This is a genomic window from Sphingomonas sp. PAMC 26605 (assembly GCF_000241485.1).
Classification (GTDB): Bacteria; Pseudomonadota; Alphaproteobacteria; order Sphingomonadales; family Sphingomonadaceae; genus Sphingomonas.
The window spans coordinates 586,018-602,638 of sequence record NZ_JH584241.1 but is presented as its reverse complement, the minus strand read 5'-3'; the positions used below and the strand labels follow the sequence as shown (position 1 = coordinate 602,638).

The 16,621-nt window shown below is 67.9% G+C and carries 13 protein-coding genes and 1 pseudogene; 11 read left to right on the top strand and 3 right to left on the bottom strand.

The annotated features are described in order from the left end of the window. The 5 genes and pseudogenes from RH90_RS02630 to RH90_RS02610 form a co-directional block, all read left to right on the top strand. Nucleotides 1-466: pseudogene (locus RH90_RS02630) on the top strand (tRNA pseudouridine(55) synthase TruB); the annotation flags it as partial. Between the two features lie 20 nt (nucleotides 467-486). After that, nucleotides 487-756, top strand: coding sequence for a 30S ribosomal protein S15 (gene rpsO, locus RH90_RS02625; protein ID WP_010183700.1), 270 nt, complete (start codon nucleotides 487-489; stop codon nucleotides 754-756). Nucleotides 757-930: 174 nt separating this feature from the next. Next, entirely contained in the window at nucleotides 931-3,312 is a 2,382-nt protein-coding gene (gene pnp, locus RH90_RS02620) for a polyribonucleotide nucleotidyltransferase (RefSeq protein ID WP_010183698.1), read from the top strand. 185 nt (nucleotides 3,313-3,497) lie between these two features. Next, nucleotides 3,498-4,778: a DEAD/DEAH box helicase gene (locus tag RH90_RS02615; RefSeq protein WP_010183697.1), complete on the top strand. Its 1,281-nt coding sequence runs from the start codon at nucleotides 3,498-3,500 to the stop codon at nucleotides 4,776-4,778. Between the two features lie 64 nt (nucleotides 4,779-4,842). Further along, nucleotides 4,843-6,063, top strand: a complete 1,221-nt coding sequence (locus RH90_RS02610) for a histidine-type phosphatase (RefSeq protein ID WP_010183695.1) — start codon at nucleotides 4,843-4,845, stop codon at nucleotides 6,061-6,063. Between the two features lie 147 nt (nucleotides 6,064-6,210). On the opposite strand, the gene RH90_RS02605 is transcribed toward RH90_RS02610, so the two are convergent. Beyond that, nucleotides 6,211-6,990, bottom strand: a complete 780-nt coding sequence (locus RH90_RS02605) for a MerR family transcriptional regulator (protein WP_010183694.1) — start codon at nucleotides 6,988-6,990, stop codon at nucleotides 6,211-6,213. Nucleotides 6,991-7,060: 70 nt separating this feature from the next. Next, nucleotides 7,061-7,906 carry an oxidoreductase gene (locus tag RH90_RS02600; protein WP_010183692.1) on the bottom strand — a complete coding sequence of 282 codons (846 nt, stop codon included), beginning with the start codon at nucleotides 7,904-7,906 and terminating at the stop codon, nucleotides 7,061-7,063. A 198-nt stretch (nucleotides 7,907-8,104) separates the two neighbouring features. On the opposite strand from RH90_RS02600, the gene RH90_RS02595 reads away from it, so the two are divergent. From RH90_RS02595 to RH90_RS02580, 4 genes are all read left to right on the top strand, one after another. Further along, nucleotides 8,105-8,785 carry a response regulator transcription factor gene (locus tag RH90_RS02595; RefSeq protein ID WP_029624987.1) on the top strand — a complete coding sequence of 227 codons (681 nt, stop codon included), beginning with the start codon at nucleotides 8,105-8,107 and terminating at the stop codon, nucleotides 8,783-8,785. Beyond that, nucleotides 8,766-10,109 carry a sensor histidine kinase gene (locus tag RH90_RS02590; RefSeq protein ID WP_010183688.1) on the top strand — a complete coding sequence of 448 codons (1,344 nt, stop codon included), beginning with the start codon at nucleotides 8,766-8,768 and terminating at the stop codon, nucleotides 10,107-10,109. The genes RH90_RS02595 and RH90_RS02590 overlap by 20 nt, the downstream gene beginning before the upstream one ends. A gap of 190 nt (nucleotides 10,110-10,299) precedes the next feature. Continuing rightward, entirely contained in the window at nucleotides 10,300-12,843 is a 2,544-nt protein-coding gene (locus RH90_RS02585; RefSeq protein WP_010183687.1) for a TonB-dependent receptor, read from the top strand. Nucleotides 12,844-12,866: 23 nt separating this feature from the next. Next, nucleotides 12,867-13,580 carry a phosphatase PAP2 family protein gene (locus RH90_RS02580; RefSeq protein WP_010183686.1) on the top strand — a complete coding sequence of 238 codons (714 nt, stop codon included), beginning with the start codon at nucleotides 12,867-12,869 and terminating at the stop codon, nucleotides 13,578-13,580. A gap of 18 nt (nucleotides 13,581-13,598) precedes the next feature. On the opposite strand, the gene RH90_RS02575 is transcribed toward RH90_RS02580, so the two are convergent. After that, nucleotides 13,599-14,342, bottom strand: coding sequence for a VIT1/CCC1 transporter family protein (locus RH90_RS02575; protein ID WP_010183685.1), 744 nt, complete (start codon nucleotides 14,340-14,342; stop codon nucleotides 13,599-13,601). A 177-nt stretch (nucleotides 14,343-14,519) separates the two neighbouring features. Here RH90_RS02575 and RH90_RS02570 point away from each other — a divergent pair, with 177 nt between their 5' ends. Together RH90_RS02570 and RH90_RS02565 are read left to right on the top strand one after the other, a co-directional pair. Then, a complete protein-coding gene (locus tag RH90_RS02570; RefSeq protein ID WP_010183683.1) occupies nucleotides 14,520-15,197 on the top strand; it encodes a winged helix-turn-helix domain-containing protein in 678 nt (225 codons plus the stop codon). Then, nucleotides 15,184-16,575: a sensor histidine kinase gene (locus RH90_RS02565; RefSeq protein WP_010183682.1), complete on the top strand. Its 1,392-nt coding sequence runs from the start codon at nucleotides 15,184-15,186 to the stop codon at nucleotides 16,573-16,575. Before RH90_RS02570 ends, RH90_RS02565 begins: the two co-directional genes overlap by 14 nt. Nucleotides 16,576-16,621 lie beyond the last annotated feature (46 nt).

Here is a 16,621-nt window from a genome sequence, read left to right as displayed (position 1 = left end):
CCTCCACCCCTCGGCTGAAGAAGCCGAGCGGTCCCCCTCCCCCGCTGAAGCGGGGGAGGATTTGGAGTCGATCACCCTCACCGCGCACGTCTCGAAGGGCACCTACATCCGCAGCCTCGCGCGCGACATCGCGCTCGCGCTCGGAACGGTCGGCCACGTCACCATGCTCCGCCGCACCAAGGCCGGCCCGTTCACCCTCGAAAACGCGATATCGCTGGACAAACTGGCCGAACTCGGGCAGGCGCGCGCCCTTGAAGACAAACTCCTGCCGTTGAGGGCGGGGCTGGACGACATCCCGGCTCTATCCCTCTCCCCCGATCAGGCAGGGCTGCTCCGTCAGGGGCGGGTGTTGATCGGGATCGCCGCAGACGATGGCTCCTACTTCGCGACATCGGAAGAGATTCCCGTCGCACTCGTAGAGGTTCAGGACCGCGAGGTCCGCGTCGTCCGCGGTTTCAATCTCTGAATGATGTCGAAGGAAGCAACATGACGATCACTGCAGAGCGCAAGGACGCGCTCGTCAAGGAACATGGCCGCGTCGAAGGCGACACCGGCAGCCCCGAAGTCCAGGTCGCGATCCTCACCGAGCGCATCCGCAACCTGACCGAGCACTTCAAGGGCCACAAGAAGGACAACCATTCGCGCCGCGGGCTGCTGATGATGGTCAACAAGCGGCGCACGCTGCTCGACTATCTCCGCCACAAGGACGGGGCGCGGTATACCGCCCTCATCGCGAAGCTCGGGTTGCGCAAGTAACACGGGAACTCACGGAACGGCGCCTTCGGGCGCCGTTTCTACATCTAACCCCTTTCGCCGCGCCGCAATTCGGCAGCCCGGCATGGGAGCCACGAAAGGCTCCAAACCGCGCGGACCGGCTAGTCCGCACATAGGCCCCACTGGCATCCGGCCAGTGGTGTTGAAGGAAACGATATGTTCGATACCAAGACCGTGACCACCCAATGGGGTGGCAAGACGCTGACGCTGGAAACCGGCCGCGTCGCGCGCCAGGCAGACGGCGCCGTGATGGCGACGCTCGGCGAGACCGTGGTGCTTTGCGCCGTGACCGCCGCCAAGGGCGTGAAGGAAGGCCAGGACTTCTTCCCGCTGACCGTCCACTATCAGGAAAAGTACAGCGCAGCCGGCCGCATCCCCGGTGGCTTCTTCAAGCGTGAGCGTGGTGCTACCGAAAAGGAAACGCTGACCAGCCGCCTGATCGACCGCCCGATCCGCCCGTTGTTCCCCGAAGGGTTCTACAACGAGATCAACGTGATCTGCCAGGTCCTGTCGTATGACGGCGAGAACGAGCCCGACGTGCTCGCGATGGTCGCCGCCTCGGCAGCGCTGACGATCTCGGGCGTGCCCTTCATGGGCCCGATCGGCGCAGCCCGCGTCGGCTATATCGATGGCGAGTACATCCTCAACCCGACCGTCGAGCAGACCAAGTCGGGCGAGCTCGACCTCGTCGTCGCCGCAACCGGCCAGGCCGTGATGATGGTCGAGTCCGAAGCCAAGGAGCTTTCGGAAGAGGTCATGCTCGGCGCCGTCCAGTTCGCGCACAAGGCGTGCCGCGAAGCCGCGAACTTGATCATCGATCTGGCCGAGCAGGCTGCCAAGGATCCGTGGGAAATGGCCGAGCAGGCCGATCTCACCGCCGCCAAGGACAAGCTGCGCAAGCTCGTCGGCAAGGACATTGCCGCGGCCTATAAGGTGACCGACAAGGGCCAGCGCTCGCATCTGCTGTACGAAGTCCGCGCCAAGGCGCGCGAAGCCTTCGCCGATGCAGCCCCGCAGGACCAGTTGGCTGCCGGCAAGCTCGTCAAGAAGCTCGAGGGTGAGATCGTCCGCGGGGCGATCCTCAAGGACGGCACGCGCATCGACGGTCGTACCACCACGCAGATCCGTCCGATCGAGGCGATGGTGCACTTCCTGCCGCGCGCGCATGGTTCGGCCCTGTTCACGCGTGGCGAGACGCAGTCGATCTGCACCACCACGCTCGGCACCAAGGACGCCGAGCAGATGATCGACGGCCTGACCGGCCTCAGCTACGAAAACTTCATGCTGCACTACAACTTCCCGCCCTACTCGGTCGGTGAAGTCGGCCGCTTCGGTGCGCCGGGCCGTCGTGAAGTCGGCCACGGCAAGCTCGCCTGGCGCGCGCTGCACCCGGTGCTGCCTTCGAAGGACGAGTTCCCGTACACGATCCGCGTTCTGTCGGACATCACCGAGTCGAACGGCTCGTCGTCGATGGCGACGGTCTGCGGCGGTTCGCTGTCGATGATGGACGCGGGTGTGCCGCTCAAGCGTCCGGTTTCGGGCATCGCGATGGGCCTGATCCTCGAGGGCAAGGACTTTGCGGTTCTCTCGGACATCCTTGGCGACGAGGATCACCTCGGCGACATGGACTTCAAGGTCGCAGGGACCGAGGCCGGCATCACCACGATGCAGATGGACATCAAGATCGCCGGGATCACCGAAGAGATCATGCGTGTCGCTTTGGCGCAGGCCAAGGAAGGCCGTGCGCACATCCTCGGCGAGATGGCGCGTGCACTCGACCACACGCGTGAGGAACTCTCGGCGCACGCACCGCGCATCGAGACCTTCACGATCGACAAGACCAAGATCCGTGACGTGATCGGCACGGGCGGCAAGGTCATTCGCGAGATCGTCGCGACGACCGGCGCCAAGGTCGACATCGACGACGAGGGCGTGATCAAGGTGTCGTCGTCCGACACCGCGCAGATCGACGCCGCGATCAAGTGGATCAAGGGCATCGTCGAGGAAGCCGAAGTCGGCAAGGTCTATGACGGCAAGGTCGTCAACCTGGTGGACTTCGGTGCGTTCGTGAACTTCATGGGTGGCAAGGACGGTCTCGTCCATGTGTCCGAAATCAAGAACGAGCGCGTCGAGAAGGTCTCGGACGTCCTTTCCGAGGGCCAAGAGGTGAAGGTCAAGGTTCTCGAAATCGATCCGCGCGGCAAGGTTCGCCTGTCGATGCGCGTCGTCGACCAGGAGACCGGTGCCGAGCTCGAAGACACGCGTCCTGCCCGCGAGCCGCGCGAAGGCGGCGACCGGGGTCCGCGCCCGCCGCGTCGTGATGGCGACGGTGGCCGTGGCCCACGCGGCGACGGCGGCGGCAATCGTGGCGGCGAAGGCCGTGGCGATCGCGGTCCGCGCCGTGACGGCGACGGTGGCCGCGGTCCGCGTCGCGACGGCGGCAGCGGTGGTGCACGTCCCGAGCGCGCAGCTGGCGGCAACGACGACGGCCCCGCGCCCGAGTTCGCGCCGGCCTTCCTGACGGGCGATCGCGACTGATCACCCCGCGCCTGAGCGCAGGGTAAGGAAGAGGGCTCGCGGCAACGCGGGCCCTTTTTCTGTGGTGGAGCGTCGGCGCCGCTTTGCTCATTGACGCAGTGCAGCATAAAACCTACCAGCCCGCGCGACCTACGCTAGCCCGATCCGGCGCAGCCTTTGCTCAGCGCTGGAGGCGCCGCGTGACCATGACCCAGACTTTCGCCGATCTTGCCTTGGCGCCGCGCCTGCTGCGCGCGCTCGACGAGCAAGGCTATACCACGCCCACGCCGATCCAGGCGCAGTCGATCCCGCTGCTGCTCGAGGGCCGCGACATGCTCGGCATGGCGCAGACCGGCACCGGCAAGACCGCCGCCTTCGCGCTCCCGCTGCTGCATCGTCTCGCCGCCAATCCCCGCCCCGCCCCCAAGCATGGCGCGCGCGTGCTGGTGCTCGCGCCGACGCGCGAACTGGTGTCGCAGATCGCCGCGGGTTTCGAGAGCTTCGGCCGCCATATGCCGTTGCGCGTGGCGACGATCTTCGGCGGTGTCAGCCAGTTCCATCAGGTCAATGCGCTCGACGCCGGGGTCGACATCATCGTCGCCGCGCCGGGCCGCTTGCTCGACCTGATCGAACAGGGCCTGTGCGACCTGTCGGCGCTCGAGGCGCTGGTGCTCGACGAAGCCGACCAGATGCTCGACATGGGCTTCGCCAAGCCGATCGAGCGCCTCGTCGCGACCTTGCCGAAGGACCGGCACACGCTGCTGTTCTCGGCGACGATGCCCAAGGCGATCACCGCGCTCGCCGAAAGCCTTTTGCGTGACCCTGCGCATGTCGAGATCGCCCCGCCCTCGACGACGGTCGACCGCATCGCGCAGTCGGTGATGTTCCTCGATGCCGCGCACAAGAAGGCCGCTTTGCTCGAATTGCTGCGCACGCCAGAAATCGGCCAGGCGGTGGTCTTCACGCTGCAGAAGAACATCGCCAACGAAGTCTGCGCCTTCATCAGCGAGGCCGGGATCACCGCCGAGGCGCTGCACGGCAACAAGTCGCAAGGCCAGCGCGAGCGCGCGCTCGATGCGTTTCGCGCGGGCGACGTGCAAGTGCTCGTCGCGACCGACATCGCCGCGCGCGGGATCGACGTCGACACGGTGACGCACGTCTTCAACCACGATTTGCCGAGCCTGCCGGAAAGCTATGTCCACCGCATCGGCCGCACCGGTCGCGCCGGGCGCAGCGGCTTCGCGATCACGCTGTGCGATGCCGAGCAGCGCGCCTGGCTGCACGATGTCGAACGCGAGATCGGGCGCCCGCTGACGGTCGAGGTCGATCACCCGTGGCATTGCGAAGTCGCGCGCCATTCGACCAAGCGCGCGCCGGTGCTCGGCGGCGGCCCGGTCAAGCAGGTCAAGCCGGTCCAGGTGCGCGAGCGCAAGGTGTGGACGGAGGAGGAAAAGGCCGCGGCGCGGATGGCGGCACGCGCCGTCTGAACCGCGCGATCGGCACACGGCTGTCACATTCGCCGGGCAAGAGGCTCAGCGAGGAGACCGACCGATGATGATCCCCCTGCGCGCGACGGCCTTGGCCCTGCTGCTGGCGACGATGGCCAACGGCGCCGCCGCCGCCGATTCTGCCTCGGCCGGCCTCAAGCTCGACCGCGTCGTGCTGCTGATGCGCCACGGCATCCGCCCGCCGACCAAGGCGCAGCCGATGCCGCAGGGCGTCGCCGCCGATGCCTGGCCGAGCTGGCCGGTCGCGCCCGGCTGGCTGACGCCGCACGGCGCCGCCGCGGTGACAGCAGTGGCGGAGGCCGACCGGACGGGCTTCGTCGCGGCTGGGCTGATCCCGGCGAGCGCTTGTCCGACGCGCGTGGTGTTGCTTGCGGATAGCGACCAGCGCACGATCGCGACGGCGCAGAGCTATGCCGCCGGACTCGCGCCGGGATGCGCCATCGCGATCGAGCATCGCCCGCAGGACGAGGCCGATCCGTTGTTCAACCAGATCGCCGACGGCCATGCCCCGCTCGACCCGGCGCGCGCCGCCGCCGCGGTCGATGCGGCGGTCGGACCGGGCGGGATCGCGGCGGTCGAGCGGGGCGTGACGCCGCTGCTCGCGCGGCTAGACCGCATCCTGTGTGGCCCCGCGAAGACGCAGTGCGGCGTGGCGCACGAACCCTCGACGCTCACCCCCGCCACCGCGACGACGCGCCCCAAGCTCGGCGGCGCGCTCGATCGCGCCTCGACCGCGGCGCAGATCCTGCTGCTCGAATATGCCGAGGGCAAACCCGCAGCCGACGTCGGCTGGGGTCGCGCGACCGCCGAGGACTTGACCGCACTCGGCGCGTTCCACGCGCTCGAATTCCGCCTGCTCGCGCGCCCGCCTTATATCGCGTCGCGCAACATGGCGGGGCTGAGCCCGCGGATCATCGGCTGGCTGTCCGACGATGCCCCAGCCGCACCGACGGTCGCGATGATCGCGGCGCACGATACGCAGGTCGCGAACCTCGCCGGGTTGCTCGATCTCCATTGGCGCGTGCCGGGCATCGCGGCCGACGATCCCGTTCCTGGCGGCGCGATCGTGCTCGAGCGGTTGAGCGACGCGCGCGGACAGCATTACGTCCGCGCGGTCTACCGAGCGCAGTCGCTCGCGGAGCTGCGCGCCGGCACCGCGCGCGCGCCGTATCGCGCGGTGGTGCCGATCGCGGGCTGTGCGGCGCGTGGCGTGGTCGGCTTGTGTACGCTGGCGGCCTTCAGCGCCAAGCTGGCGGGGCGCTGAGGGCGTTCGCGCACGCCGCCTCACCCCACTCGTCACCCCGGGCTTGTCCCGGGGTCCACCGGGACACGGAACCTGCACGTGCAGGACGCGCGGCACGGTGGACCCCGGCACGAGGCCGGGGTGACGGTTAGGAGTAGCGCGGGTGCCTCAGACGGCCGCCGCCTTGCGCGCCGCCATCGCCTGCTGGATGAAGCCGAACACGATCGCATCGAAACCGGGATCGGCCTCGTGCTGCCATTCGTCCATCCGCTGGTACATCGCGTTCACCCCCGCCTTCATCGCCGGCGTCGCCACCGCCTCGAACGGCGCGAGCAGCGCTTGCCACTCGTCGAGAAAAGCCTGCGCCGCGCCGCTTTCCGGCGCAAGCGGCAGCGCCGCCTTGATCCGCCCGCCGAGCTCCGCCCACTGCGCCGCATAGGCGGCAGGATCGTATGCGGGCGGCATCCGGCGCCCCGTCTCGGCGAACGCCGCTTTCTCCTCGGGCGTAAAGAAGCGGTCGGTCACCAAATCCCATTTGTCATGCGTCATCACGCGATCTCCCTGCTGGATCAGCGAGCAGAAGGTCGCGACATCGATGGGCTCGCTACGCTCGATGCGGGACTGGACGGTGAGCAGCAGCGCACGCGCCGCGGCAATCTCTTCGGCTTGCGCCGAGAGCGCGGCGAGTTGCGCCGCGACGATCCGCGCGAGCGAGACGGGCCCATCGCGGGTGAAGCGCTCGATCTGCGCGAGCGTCAGCCCGGCGCGCTTGAGCGTCACGATCTGGTGGACGCGCTCGAGTTCGGCCGGGCCGTAGAACCGCCGCCCCGACGCCGCGCGGAGCGGCCGCACCAATCCGCGCGCCTCGTAGAAGCGCAGCGCGCGGGTCGTCAGGCCGGTGCGGCGGGCGACATCGCTGATGTCGAGCGTGGCGGGAAGATCGGGCATGGCGACGGTATGCCGCTTGACGCTGCGTCAACCGCAAGCGCTTTTTTCGCAGCGCCCGTGGTGCCGACGATCAGCTCGGAAAATCGGTCCCTATGCTCGTCGCCTCGCCCGCCTCGATCTCGGCGAGCGCATCGCGCAGCTGCTTGGTCACCGCATCATAACCCCACTTCCCGAGCACCAGACGGCGCGGCGGATCGGCCTGTTCGGTCAGCGCGATCATCGCCGCCGCGGCGCGCGCCGGGTCGCCCGCCTGGCTGCCGCTGATCTCCGACGTGCTCGCCAGCCGCTTGCCCGCGGTCTCGGCATAGGCCGCGAGCGCGACCGGGGTCTGCTTGAGCGAGCGCCCGGCCCAATCGGTGCGGAACGGCCCCGGCTCGACGCACGTCACCTTGATCCCGATCGGCGCGCCCTCGGCGCGCAGCGCGTCGGAGAAGCCCTCGACCGCATGTTTGCTCGCGGCATAATAGCCCGATCCCGGAAAGCCGACGATCCCGGCGACCGAACTCAGATTGATGACATAGCCAGACTTACGCTCGCGCATGCCCGGCAGCACGGCGCGGGTCAGCGCGAACAGGCCGAACACATTCGCCTCGAACTGTGCGCGGATCTCGGCATCCTCGCCCTCCTCGATCGACGCCTGATAGCCATAGCCGGCATTGTTGACGAGCACGTCGATCGCGCCGAAGCGCCCGGTCGCGGCCGCGACCGCTGCGGCGATCTGCCCGGCATCGGCCATGTCGAGCGCCAGCGCGAGCACGCGATCCTCGGCGCCATCCACCAGATCGGCCACGCGCGCGACATCGCGCGCAGTCGCGACGAGCCGCCAGCCGCGCGCGAGCACCTGCTGCGCCAGCTCGCGGCCGAAGCCCGTCGAACAGCCGGTGACGAACCAGACGGGGGTTTCGGAAGCAGCCATGCGAAATTCCTTCGTGCGGTTCGGCGGTGTCGGCGCGCTCATGCCCTGGACGCACCGTCGGTTCGGTCAAGACGCCCGACGCTGCAAAGCGATCCATCGTCGGCATCGGTGATCCCCCCAGCCTGAACGCCGATGACTGTCACGGAGGTTTCACATTTGCGGCGGATGGCGATCCTTTCTCTGTTCAAGGTAAGCACAGTGGCGACGGTCCTGGTGGTCGAGGACGATCCCAAATCGGCGGACGCGATCTGTGCGATCCTCGTCGACGAGGGCTTGCGCGTGACGACGGTCCAGGATGGCGCGGCGGCGTTCCTCCAGGCCAGGGACAACACTTTCGACGCGATCGTGCTCGACCGGATGCTCCCCGGCGGGATCGACGGCGTCGGCGTGCTCGACATGCTGCGCAAGGCCGGCATCCGCACCCCGGTGCTGATCCTCAGCGCGCTCTCGGCGCTCGAGGAACGCGTGCGCGGCCTGCGCGCGGGCGGAGACGATTACCTCGCCAAGCCGTTCGAGCCGCTCGAGCTCGCCGCGCGGGTGATGGCGCTGATCCGCCGGCGGGTCGCGGAAACCTCGTCGATCAGCCTCGAGCATGGCCGCGTGCGGATCGACCTGATCGCGCGCGAGGTGTGGATCGATGGCGAGAAGATCGACCTGCAGGCGCGCGAGCTGCAGCTGCTCGAATATCTCGTGCGGCATCACGATCGTCCCGTCACGCGTGCGATGATCTTCGAGGATGTGTGGGGCTATCGCTACGACCAGCGCACCAATGTCATCGACGTCCATGTCACGCGGCTGCGGCGCAAGATCGAGCGCGCCGACCTGCCGCCGCTGATCGAGACCGTAAGGGGGACCGGCTATGTCTTTCGCAGCGCTTGAACGCTGGCGGCGCAGTTCGAGCGTCCGCGTCGCGATCCTGTTCCTGCTGCTGTTCGGCGCGGCGGCGACGAGCTTGCTCTGCTTCGTCCACGATCGCGCGGTCGCGCATTTCAACGCGCAGACCGACGAATGGCTCGCGCGCGAGATCGTGCGGATAAAACCCGCGACCGATCGCGCCGCGGCGATCGAGCGCGTCGCGCGGCATAACCGCTCCGACGTTCACCATCTGCGCCCGTTCGGCCTGTTCGACCCTGCCGGGCGGTTGCTCGCGGGCGCGCCGCGCGTGCTGCCGAGCGCCTATCCCGACGAGCTGCCGTTCGACGTGAAGAGCCAGACGCCGCGCGGCGCGGTCGAGCTGCGTGCGATGACGGTGCGGCTCGACACGGGCGATCGCTTCCTCGTCGCGCAGGACCTGCAGGAATCGCGCGCCTTCGCCGGCGAACTGGTCTCGGCGATCGTGTGGGGCGGCCTCGCATTGCTCGTGCTGGGCCTGTCGGGATCGGTGCTGCTCGCGGTGTCGCAAGAGCGGCGGATCCGCCAGCTGACGCATTCGCTGCATGCGATCATGGCGGGGCGGCTCGACGCGCGGCTCGCGCCCTCGAAGCGCCGCGACGAGCTCGACGATCTCACCAGCGAGGTCAACCGCATGCTCGACGAGCTGCAGCGGCTGATGCTCGAGGTGAAGGCGGCGGGCGACAATATCGCGCACGATATGCGCACGCCGCTGACGCGACTGCTCGCGCATCTGCGCCAGGCCGATTCCGCAACCGCGAGCCAGCCGGCGATGGCGGCGGCGATCAGCGGCGCGGTCGAGGACGTCAGCGGGATGATCGTGATGTTCAACGCGCTGCTGCGCATCTCCGAGATGAACGAGGGCGCGCGGCGCGAGGGCTTCCGCATGCTCGACCTCGCGCAAGTGGTGACCGACGCGACCGACTTTCACGAAGTCGCCGCGATCGAGCGCGGGGTCAGCATCCGCCGCGAGATGCCCGCCACGGTGGCGTTCGAGGGCGATGCCGATCTGCTGTTCGAGGCGGTCGGCAACCTCGTCGACAATGCGATCAAATATACGCCCGCAGGCGGCGAGATCGTCATCGGGCTCGCGGCGGGGCCGGTGCTGACCGTCGCCGACAATGGCCCCGGCATCCCGGCGGGCGAGCGCGACAAGGTCTGCACGCGCTTCCACCGCGTCGAGGCGAGCCGCAGCCAGCCGGGCAACGGGCTCGGCCTCGCGCTCGTGTCGGCGATCGCGCATGTCCATCGGCTCGAGCTGCGGATCGGCGATGGCGCACCGGGGTGCGTGGCAACGCTCGCTGCGGCGTGAGCCGAGCTTCATTAACTCGAATTTAGGATAGCGACTTGGGAGGGCCATCGATCCGCCACACGCCCGTAACCGCCTCGGCCTAGAGGCAGGCTCAGCCAGCGGGGACGCAGCCGGGCGAACCGCCGCGGCGGCCCGGCAGAAGCGCAACAAGCGCCTGTAGCGACTGGCCGATTTTATTGGGGATTTTTCGATGCGCGCGACTTTCCGACAGACCCTGCTCGCCGGGGTGGCCTTGTCCGTAACCTTGCCCGCCACCGCGATGGCGAACGACGCCGCGGCGCCCGTCGCGGCGCCCACACCGGTCGCGCAGACGATGCCCGGCAACGACCAGACGACGACGAGCGCGAACAGCGCGGGTCAGGCGAACGACAAGCAGTCGCTGACTTCGTCGGACATCATCGTCACGGGCTCGCACACCGCGCAGAGCGCACCGATCACGGTCTCGCTGACCACCACGCAGCCGCAGGCCGCAGTCAGCCGCGACTATATCGCCAACACCACCGCCTCGGCCGATTTCAACGAGCTGATCGCGCTGACCCCGAGCGTGTCGATCTCGGGTGCAGGCAACGGCTATGGTCTCGGCGAGACCAAGGCGACGATCCGCGGTTTCCAGGACGGCGAATATAACGTCACCTACGATTCGATTCCCTTCGCCGACACCAACAACCCGACGCACCATTCGACGTCGTTCTTCCCGTCGAACACGATCGAGACGATCGTCGTCGATCGCGGCCCGGGCAATGCCAGCCAGCTCGGCCAGGCGACCTATGGCGGCAATATCAACATGTATTCGCGCGCCGCGACCGAGCAGCAGAGCGCGCAGGTCGAGGGCATCGTCGGCAACTGGAACACCTTCATCGGCCGCGCCGAATTCCAGTCGGGTAGCATCGAAAAGCTCGGCGGCGCGCGGATCGTGCTGACCGGGCAATATCTCCAGTCCGACGGCGCGCTGACCTATTCGCCGGTCGGCTCGAAGAATCTCTACGGCAAGATCGTCGCGCCGATCGGCAGCCACAATACGCTGACGATCATGAGCACGTGGAACCGCAACCATTATTACCAGTCGGACGTGCTCAAGGGCGCGACCTGCGGCAGCGCGACGGCGGGCGTCACCGGCTTCACCAATGCCGCGCTCGGCACCGACGGCAAGCCGCTGACGCAGCTCACCGGCAACAATTGCGCCGTCAATTCGAACGTTGGGGTGTACGGTCGCAATTACGGGCTGGGCAACGATCCAAGCCAGCAGGATTATTGGAAGTACAACCGCACCGACAAGACGACCGATTTCTCCTATGTCCGCCTGCAGAGCGATCTCGGCTCGGGCTTCTCGCTCGACAATCGCGGCTACATGTACGGCTACACCAACAACACGCTGTCCGGGACCGGCAGCACGACCGCCACGACCGCGACGCTGGGCGGCGCGCCGACATTCACGCAACAGTCGGGAGGGGCCGTAAGTGGCTTCGCCGGCGCCGGCACCCCGGCATCGCCTTACACGGCAGTGGCTGCTCCTAAGACCGATATCCTGGGCTATAACAAGCTCAACAAATATCGCGTGTTCGGCTATATCGGCCAGGTCAATTACGACTTCGCGCTCGGCAAGATCCGCGTCGGCGGCTGGTACGAACATGCCGTGACCGACCGTCATCTGGTCGATCTCGACCGCACCACCAACACCTTCAGCTACAACGAAAAGCAGTTCAACAATGGCAACGGCACCGCCGCCCAAAACGCGCTGCCGTCGATCTCACAGGCCGATCTTTCCTACGTCCAGCATTCGAATTGGAACCAGTATCAGCTGTTCGGCGAGTTCGAATTCCACCCGGTCGAAGGCCTGTCGATCACGCCCGGCGTGAAGTACGTCCATTTCGAGCGCGGCATCGCCGCCCCGGTCAACCAGAAGACGCGCTTGCCGCTCGACACCAGCCAGACCTGGACCAAGACGCTGCCGTTCGCGACGATCAACTATATGCCGACGAGCAACTGGTCGTTCTATGGCCAGTATGCGCAGGGCATGTACGTGCCGGATCTGTCGAGCTTCTACTCGGCGTCGGGCACGCTCTCGACCGCGCTCGATGCGTTGAAGCCGCAGACCTCGACCAACTATCAGGTTGGCAGCGTGTGGCATGGCAACAAGGTTTCGGTCGACGTCGACGGCTATGTCATCAACATCGACAACAAGATCGGGACCTGCACCACGACCGGTTGCGACCAGACCTTGCTCGTCAATATCGGTAAGGTCCGCTACAAGGGCGTCGAGGGCTCGCTCAGCTACATGCCGGTGCGCGGGCTGACGCTGTTCGGCAATGGCTCGTACAATTACGCGCACAGCGTGACGACCGGCGAACAGATCGCCAAGGCGCCCTTCTCGACCGCGGCGGGCGGCCTGATCTATCGCCGCGAAGGCTTCCGCCTGTCGTTCGACCAGAAGTTCACCGGCCCACAATATGCCAGCGAATATAACGGCAGCCCCGGTTACCGTCTGTATCGCATCCGCCCGTACAGCATCGGTGAATTCGCGATCAGCCAGGAATTCAAGGGCGGGCTGCGGCTCGGCGTCACGGTCAACAACGTGTTCAACAGCCGCGCGGTGACCGCGATCTCGAACAGCGCGAGCGGCGCGCCGACCACGACGGTCAACGGCGTCTCGTATCAGAGCGGCTACGGCCAGCTCGACCAGTTCAATTACCTGCCGCCGCGCTCGTTCCTGGCCTCGGCCCGGATCAAGTTTTGATCGCGCGAACGGAGGATATAACGATGCACAAGTATCTGGGTTCGGCGCTCGCGGCGCTCGCGCTGGGGATGATCGGGTCGGCCGCACCCGCCGCTCCGCACGCCTTTCACTATCTCTCGGCACCCGATTTCGCGCCGAGTGCGGTACTCCCCGCGCCGCCCGCGCCGGGATCGGCGCAGGAGCAGAGCGAGCTCGCGCAGCTCCGCACGCTGATCGCGGCGGCCCCGGCCGAGCGCCTCGCGCGCGCGCGGCTCGACGACGGCAACGAGACGCCGGCGCTGTTCGACCGTACGCTCGGGATCGAGCTCGAGAAATACCCGCTGACCTGGGCGCTGCTGCGCGATGTGCAGGAGGAAGCCGAGGCGGCGGTCAGCCTGAGCAAGGCCTATTTCCATCGCACCCGGCCCTACGGCGTCGACCCGACGCTGCCGAACTGCGCCAAGAAGACGATGGGCAAGCCCGCCACTTCCTATCCGAGCGGCCACGCGATTCTCGGCTATTCGACCGGCTTCGTGCTCGCCCGGCTGGTTAAGGGCCGCTCGGCCGAGATCTTCGATCGCGCCGCCGATTATGCGATGAGCCGCGAACTGTGCGGCGTGCATTTCGCCAGCGACCTCGACGCGAGCCATGCGCTGGGCACGCTGGTCGCCAGCGATCTGCTCGCGACCCCGGCGTTCCGCGCAAAGTTCGATGCCGCGCACGCCGAACTCGTCGCCGCGCACGTGTCGGGGGCCTGAGCCCCCTCCCGTCCGTGCTTACCCGACCGTGGTGTGAAACACGTGCCCGACGCCGGCGGTAACCGCCATTGCGATCGATCCCCACAGCACAACGCGGATCACCCCCGGCAACACCGGCGCGCCGCCCGTGCGCGCGCCGGCGGCGCCAAGCACCGCGAGCGTCACCACCGCGACGATCGCGATGCCCCACAGGACGACGCTGGCGGGCACCAGCAGCGCGGTCAGCAGCGGCGGGAAGCCGCCAGCGAGAAAGCAAGCGGCCGAGGCGATCGCGGCCTGGAGCGGGTTGGCGGTCGAAGTGTCGGTAATCCCGAGCTCGTCGCGCGTATGCGCTTCGAGCGCGTCATGCGCGGTCAGTGCGGTGACCACCTCTGCAGCCAGCGCCTTGGGCAGCCCGCGCTTCATGTAGATCGCGGTGAGCTCGCGATGCTCGTGATCGGGATTCTCTTCGAGTTCGAGCCGCTCGCGCTCGATATCGGCTTTCTCCGAATCGGCCTGCGAGCTGACCGAGACATATTCGCCCGCCGCCATCGACATCGCGCCCGCGACGATGCCGGCGACACCGGTCAGGATGATCTGCGACGATCCCGCCGCCGCGGCCGCGACGCCGACCATCAGGCTGGAGGTCGACAGCAAGCCGTCGTTCGCGCCGAGCACCGCCGCGCGCAGCCAGCCAATGCGGGTGACGTAATGCGTCTCGCCATGCGCGCGGTCGTGCAGCTTGTCGTGGCGCTCCTGCGCGGTTGCTTCGAGCATGGTCATCGAACGCCCTTTCACTCTGTCGGTCACGGTGCGCGATCGCCCGATCCGGCCGTACCGCGTCGCGCAGTCGCTCGTAAGACCCTTTGCACGTCACTCCGTTCCCTCGGTCCCGTTGCGCGCCGACTCTGAACCGCAATTCAGTTGACGCCCCCTGCCCGCGCCGCCGAACAGGAGCACGTGACGCGCATCCTGCTCCTCGAAGACGATATCGGCACCGCCACCGAGATCACGCTCGAACTGGTGGCGAACGGCTATGCAGTGACGCATCGGTTGCTCGTGTCGGAGGGGCTCGCCGCGGCGCAGGACGAACCGATCGACCTCCTGATCGTCGACCGGCAAGTGCCCGATGGCGACGGGCTCGAACTGATCGCCGAGCTGCGCCGCATCGGCCGCCGCACCCCCGCGCTCGTGCTGAGCGCGCTCGGCAGCCTCGACGACCGCGTCCGCGGGCTGCGCGCGGGGGGCGACGACTACCTCCCCAAGCCGTTCGCGCTGGTCGAACTGATCGCACGCGTCGAAGCACTGCTGCGCCGCCCCAACGAGACGCGCGACACGCGGCTGATCGCGGGGCCGCTCGATCTCGACCTGCTCGCCGGTGTTGCGACGCGCGCCGGGCGCGCGCTCGAACTGCTGCCGCGCGAGTTGAAGCTGCTCGACTATCTGGTGCGCCGCCCGGGGCGGATCGTGACGCGCTCGATGTTGCTGCAGGACGTGTGGGGCTATACCTTCGAGCCCAACAGCAATGTCGTCGACGTGCATATCGGCCGGCTGCGGCGCAAGGTCGATGCCGATGGCGAGCCGCAGCTCATCCGCAACGTCCGCGGCCAGGGGTATATCTTCGATGTTCCTGGCTGACCCGCGCGTCCGCGCGACATTTCTCGCCGATCCGCGCGTCCGCGCGACGTGGCGCTGGGGCGGTGCGATCGCGGTCTTGCTGATGGTCCAGTCGGTGGTGCTGTCGGGGCTGTTCTGGCTGCTCGCCTCGAACAGCCACCGCCATACCGCCGAGGAGGCCTTCCGCGCCGATTGCCGAACGGTCGGCGCGCTGCACGATGCCGAGCGCCACGCCGCGCTGCGCCGGATGATTGCCGAGGACATCCACCGCGATCGCTTCCTCGCGCTGTTCGACCGCAACGGGCGGCTGCTCGACGGCAATGTCGCCGCAATCCCGCCGGGCGTCGTCGTCGGGCGCAGTTCGACCGTCGCGACGGTCTCGCCGACGCAATTGCCCGGCAAGACCCGCGACGTCGCGCGGCTCGCAGTGTGTGCGATGCCCGATGGCGATCGGCTGCTCACCGGCGTCGATCTCGACGAAGCCGAGGAAGCGTTGCGCGTCGTCGAACGGTCGCTGATCATCGGGCTCGGGCTTGGCCTGCTGCTCGCGCTCGGCGTCGGGTTGATCGCCGGGCGGCGCGCGGCGCGGCAGGTCGACAGCGTGCGTCAGCTGACCGAGGCGATCGTCGCGGGCGATCTCGACGTGCGGCTCGCGGTCGGCGCGCGGCCCGACAGTTTCGAGCTGCTGTGCGCGCATATCAACACGATGCTCGACCGGTTGCAGGTGCTGGTGTCCGACGTCCGCGTCATCGGCGACGACATCGCGCACCAGTTGCGCACCCCGCTCACCCGGCTGCGCGCACGGCTCGAGCGGGGCCTGCGCGACGCCGCGGATCGCGCGGCGTTCGAACAGGTCGCCGAGGCGGCGCTCGCCGAGATCGACACGCTGCTCGGCATCGTCGCCGCGCTGTTGCGCGTCCGCGAGCTCGAGGATCACGCGCGCCGCAGCCGCTTCGCGACGATCGACCTGGCGCAACTGGTCGCGGACGCGTGCGAGTTGCACACGCCGACCGCCGAGGATCGCGGCATTGTTCTGCACTGCGATATCGAGCACGCCCCCGCGGTCGAGGGCGATGCGAGCTTGCTGATCGAGGCGGTGTCCAATCTGATCGACAATGCGATGAAGTTCGGACCTCCAGGCGGCACGGTACGCGTCGCACTGCAGGCCGAAGGCGACGCCGCGGTGATCACCGTCGCCGATGATGGCGACGGCGTGGCGCCGGCCGAGCGGTCGCTCGTCACGCAGCGTTTTTATCGTGGGCGGCATGACTGCGCCGGCGCCGGGCTCGGGCTGAGCCTCGTCAAGGCGATCGCCGATCTGCATGGCTTTGCCCTGGCCTTCGCAGATCAGGGAAGCGCGGTGTCGCTCGTCTGCCGCCCGGCGGCGCGACTGAACTAGAATTTAGACAGCCAATTCGCGCTTCGTCCGTTGTCGCGGGCGAAAG

Bases quoted from the DNA above. Each gene is read 5' to 3' on its own strand.
- RH90_RS02580 (WP_010183686.1), top strand. From the start codon at position 12,867: ATGCACAAGTATCTGGGTTCGGCGCTCGCGGCGCTCGCGCTGGGGATG.
- RH90_RS02565 (WP_010183682.1), top strand. From the start codon at position 15,184: ATGTTCCTGGCTGACCCGCGCGTCCGCGCGACATTTCTCGCCGATCCG.
- RH90_RS02590 (WP_010183688.1), top strand. From the start codon at position 8,766: ATGTCTTTCGCAGCGCTTGAACGCTGGCGGCGCAGTTCGAGCGTCCGC.
- RH90_RS02600 (WP_010183692.1), bottom strand. From the start codon at position 7,906: ATGGCTGCTTCCGAAACCCCCGTCTGGTTCGTCACCGGCTGTTCGACG.
- rpsO (WP_010183700.1), top strand. From the start codon at position 487: ATGACGATCACTGCAGAGCGCAAGGACGCGCTCGTCAAGGAACATGGC.
- pnp (WP_010183698.1), top strand. From the start codon at position 931: ATGTTCGATACCAAGACCGTGACCACCCAATGGGGTGGCAAGACGCTG.
- RH90_RS02605 (WP_010183694.1), bottom strand. From the start codon at position 6,990: ATGCCCGATCTTCCCGCCACGCTCGACATCAGCGATGTCGCCCGCCGC.
- RH90_RS02585 (WP_010183687.1), top strand. From the start codon at position 10,300: ATGCGCGCGACTTTCCGACAGACCCTGCTCGCCGGGGTGGCCTTGTCC.
- RH90_RS02615 (WP_010183697.1), top strand. From the start codon at position 3,498: ATGACCCAGACTTTCGCCGATCTTGCCTTGGCGCCGCGCCTGCTGCGC.
- RH90_RS02610 (WP_010183695.1), top strand. From the start codon at position 4,843: ATGATGATCCCCCTGCGCGCGACGGCCTTGGCCCTGCTGCTGGCGACG.
- RH90_RS02575 (WP_010183685.1), bottom strand. From the start codon at position 14,342: ATGACCATGCTCGAAGCAACCGCGCAGGAGCGCCACGACAAGCTGCAC.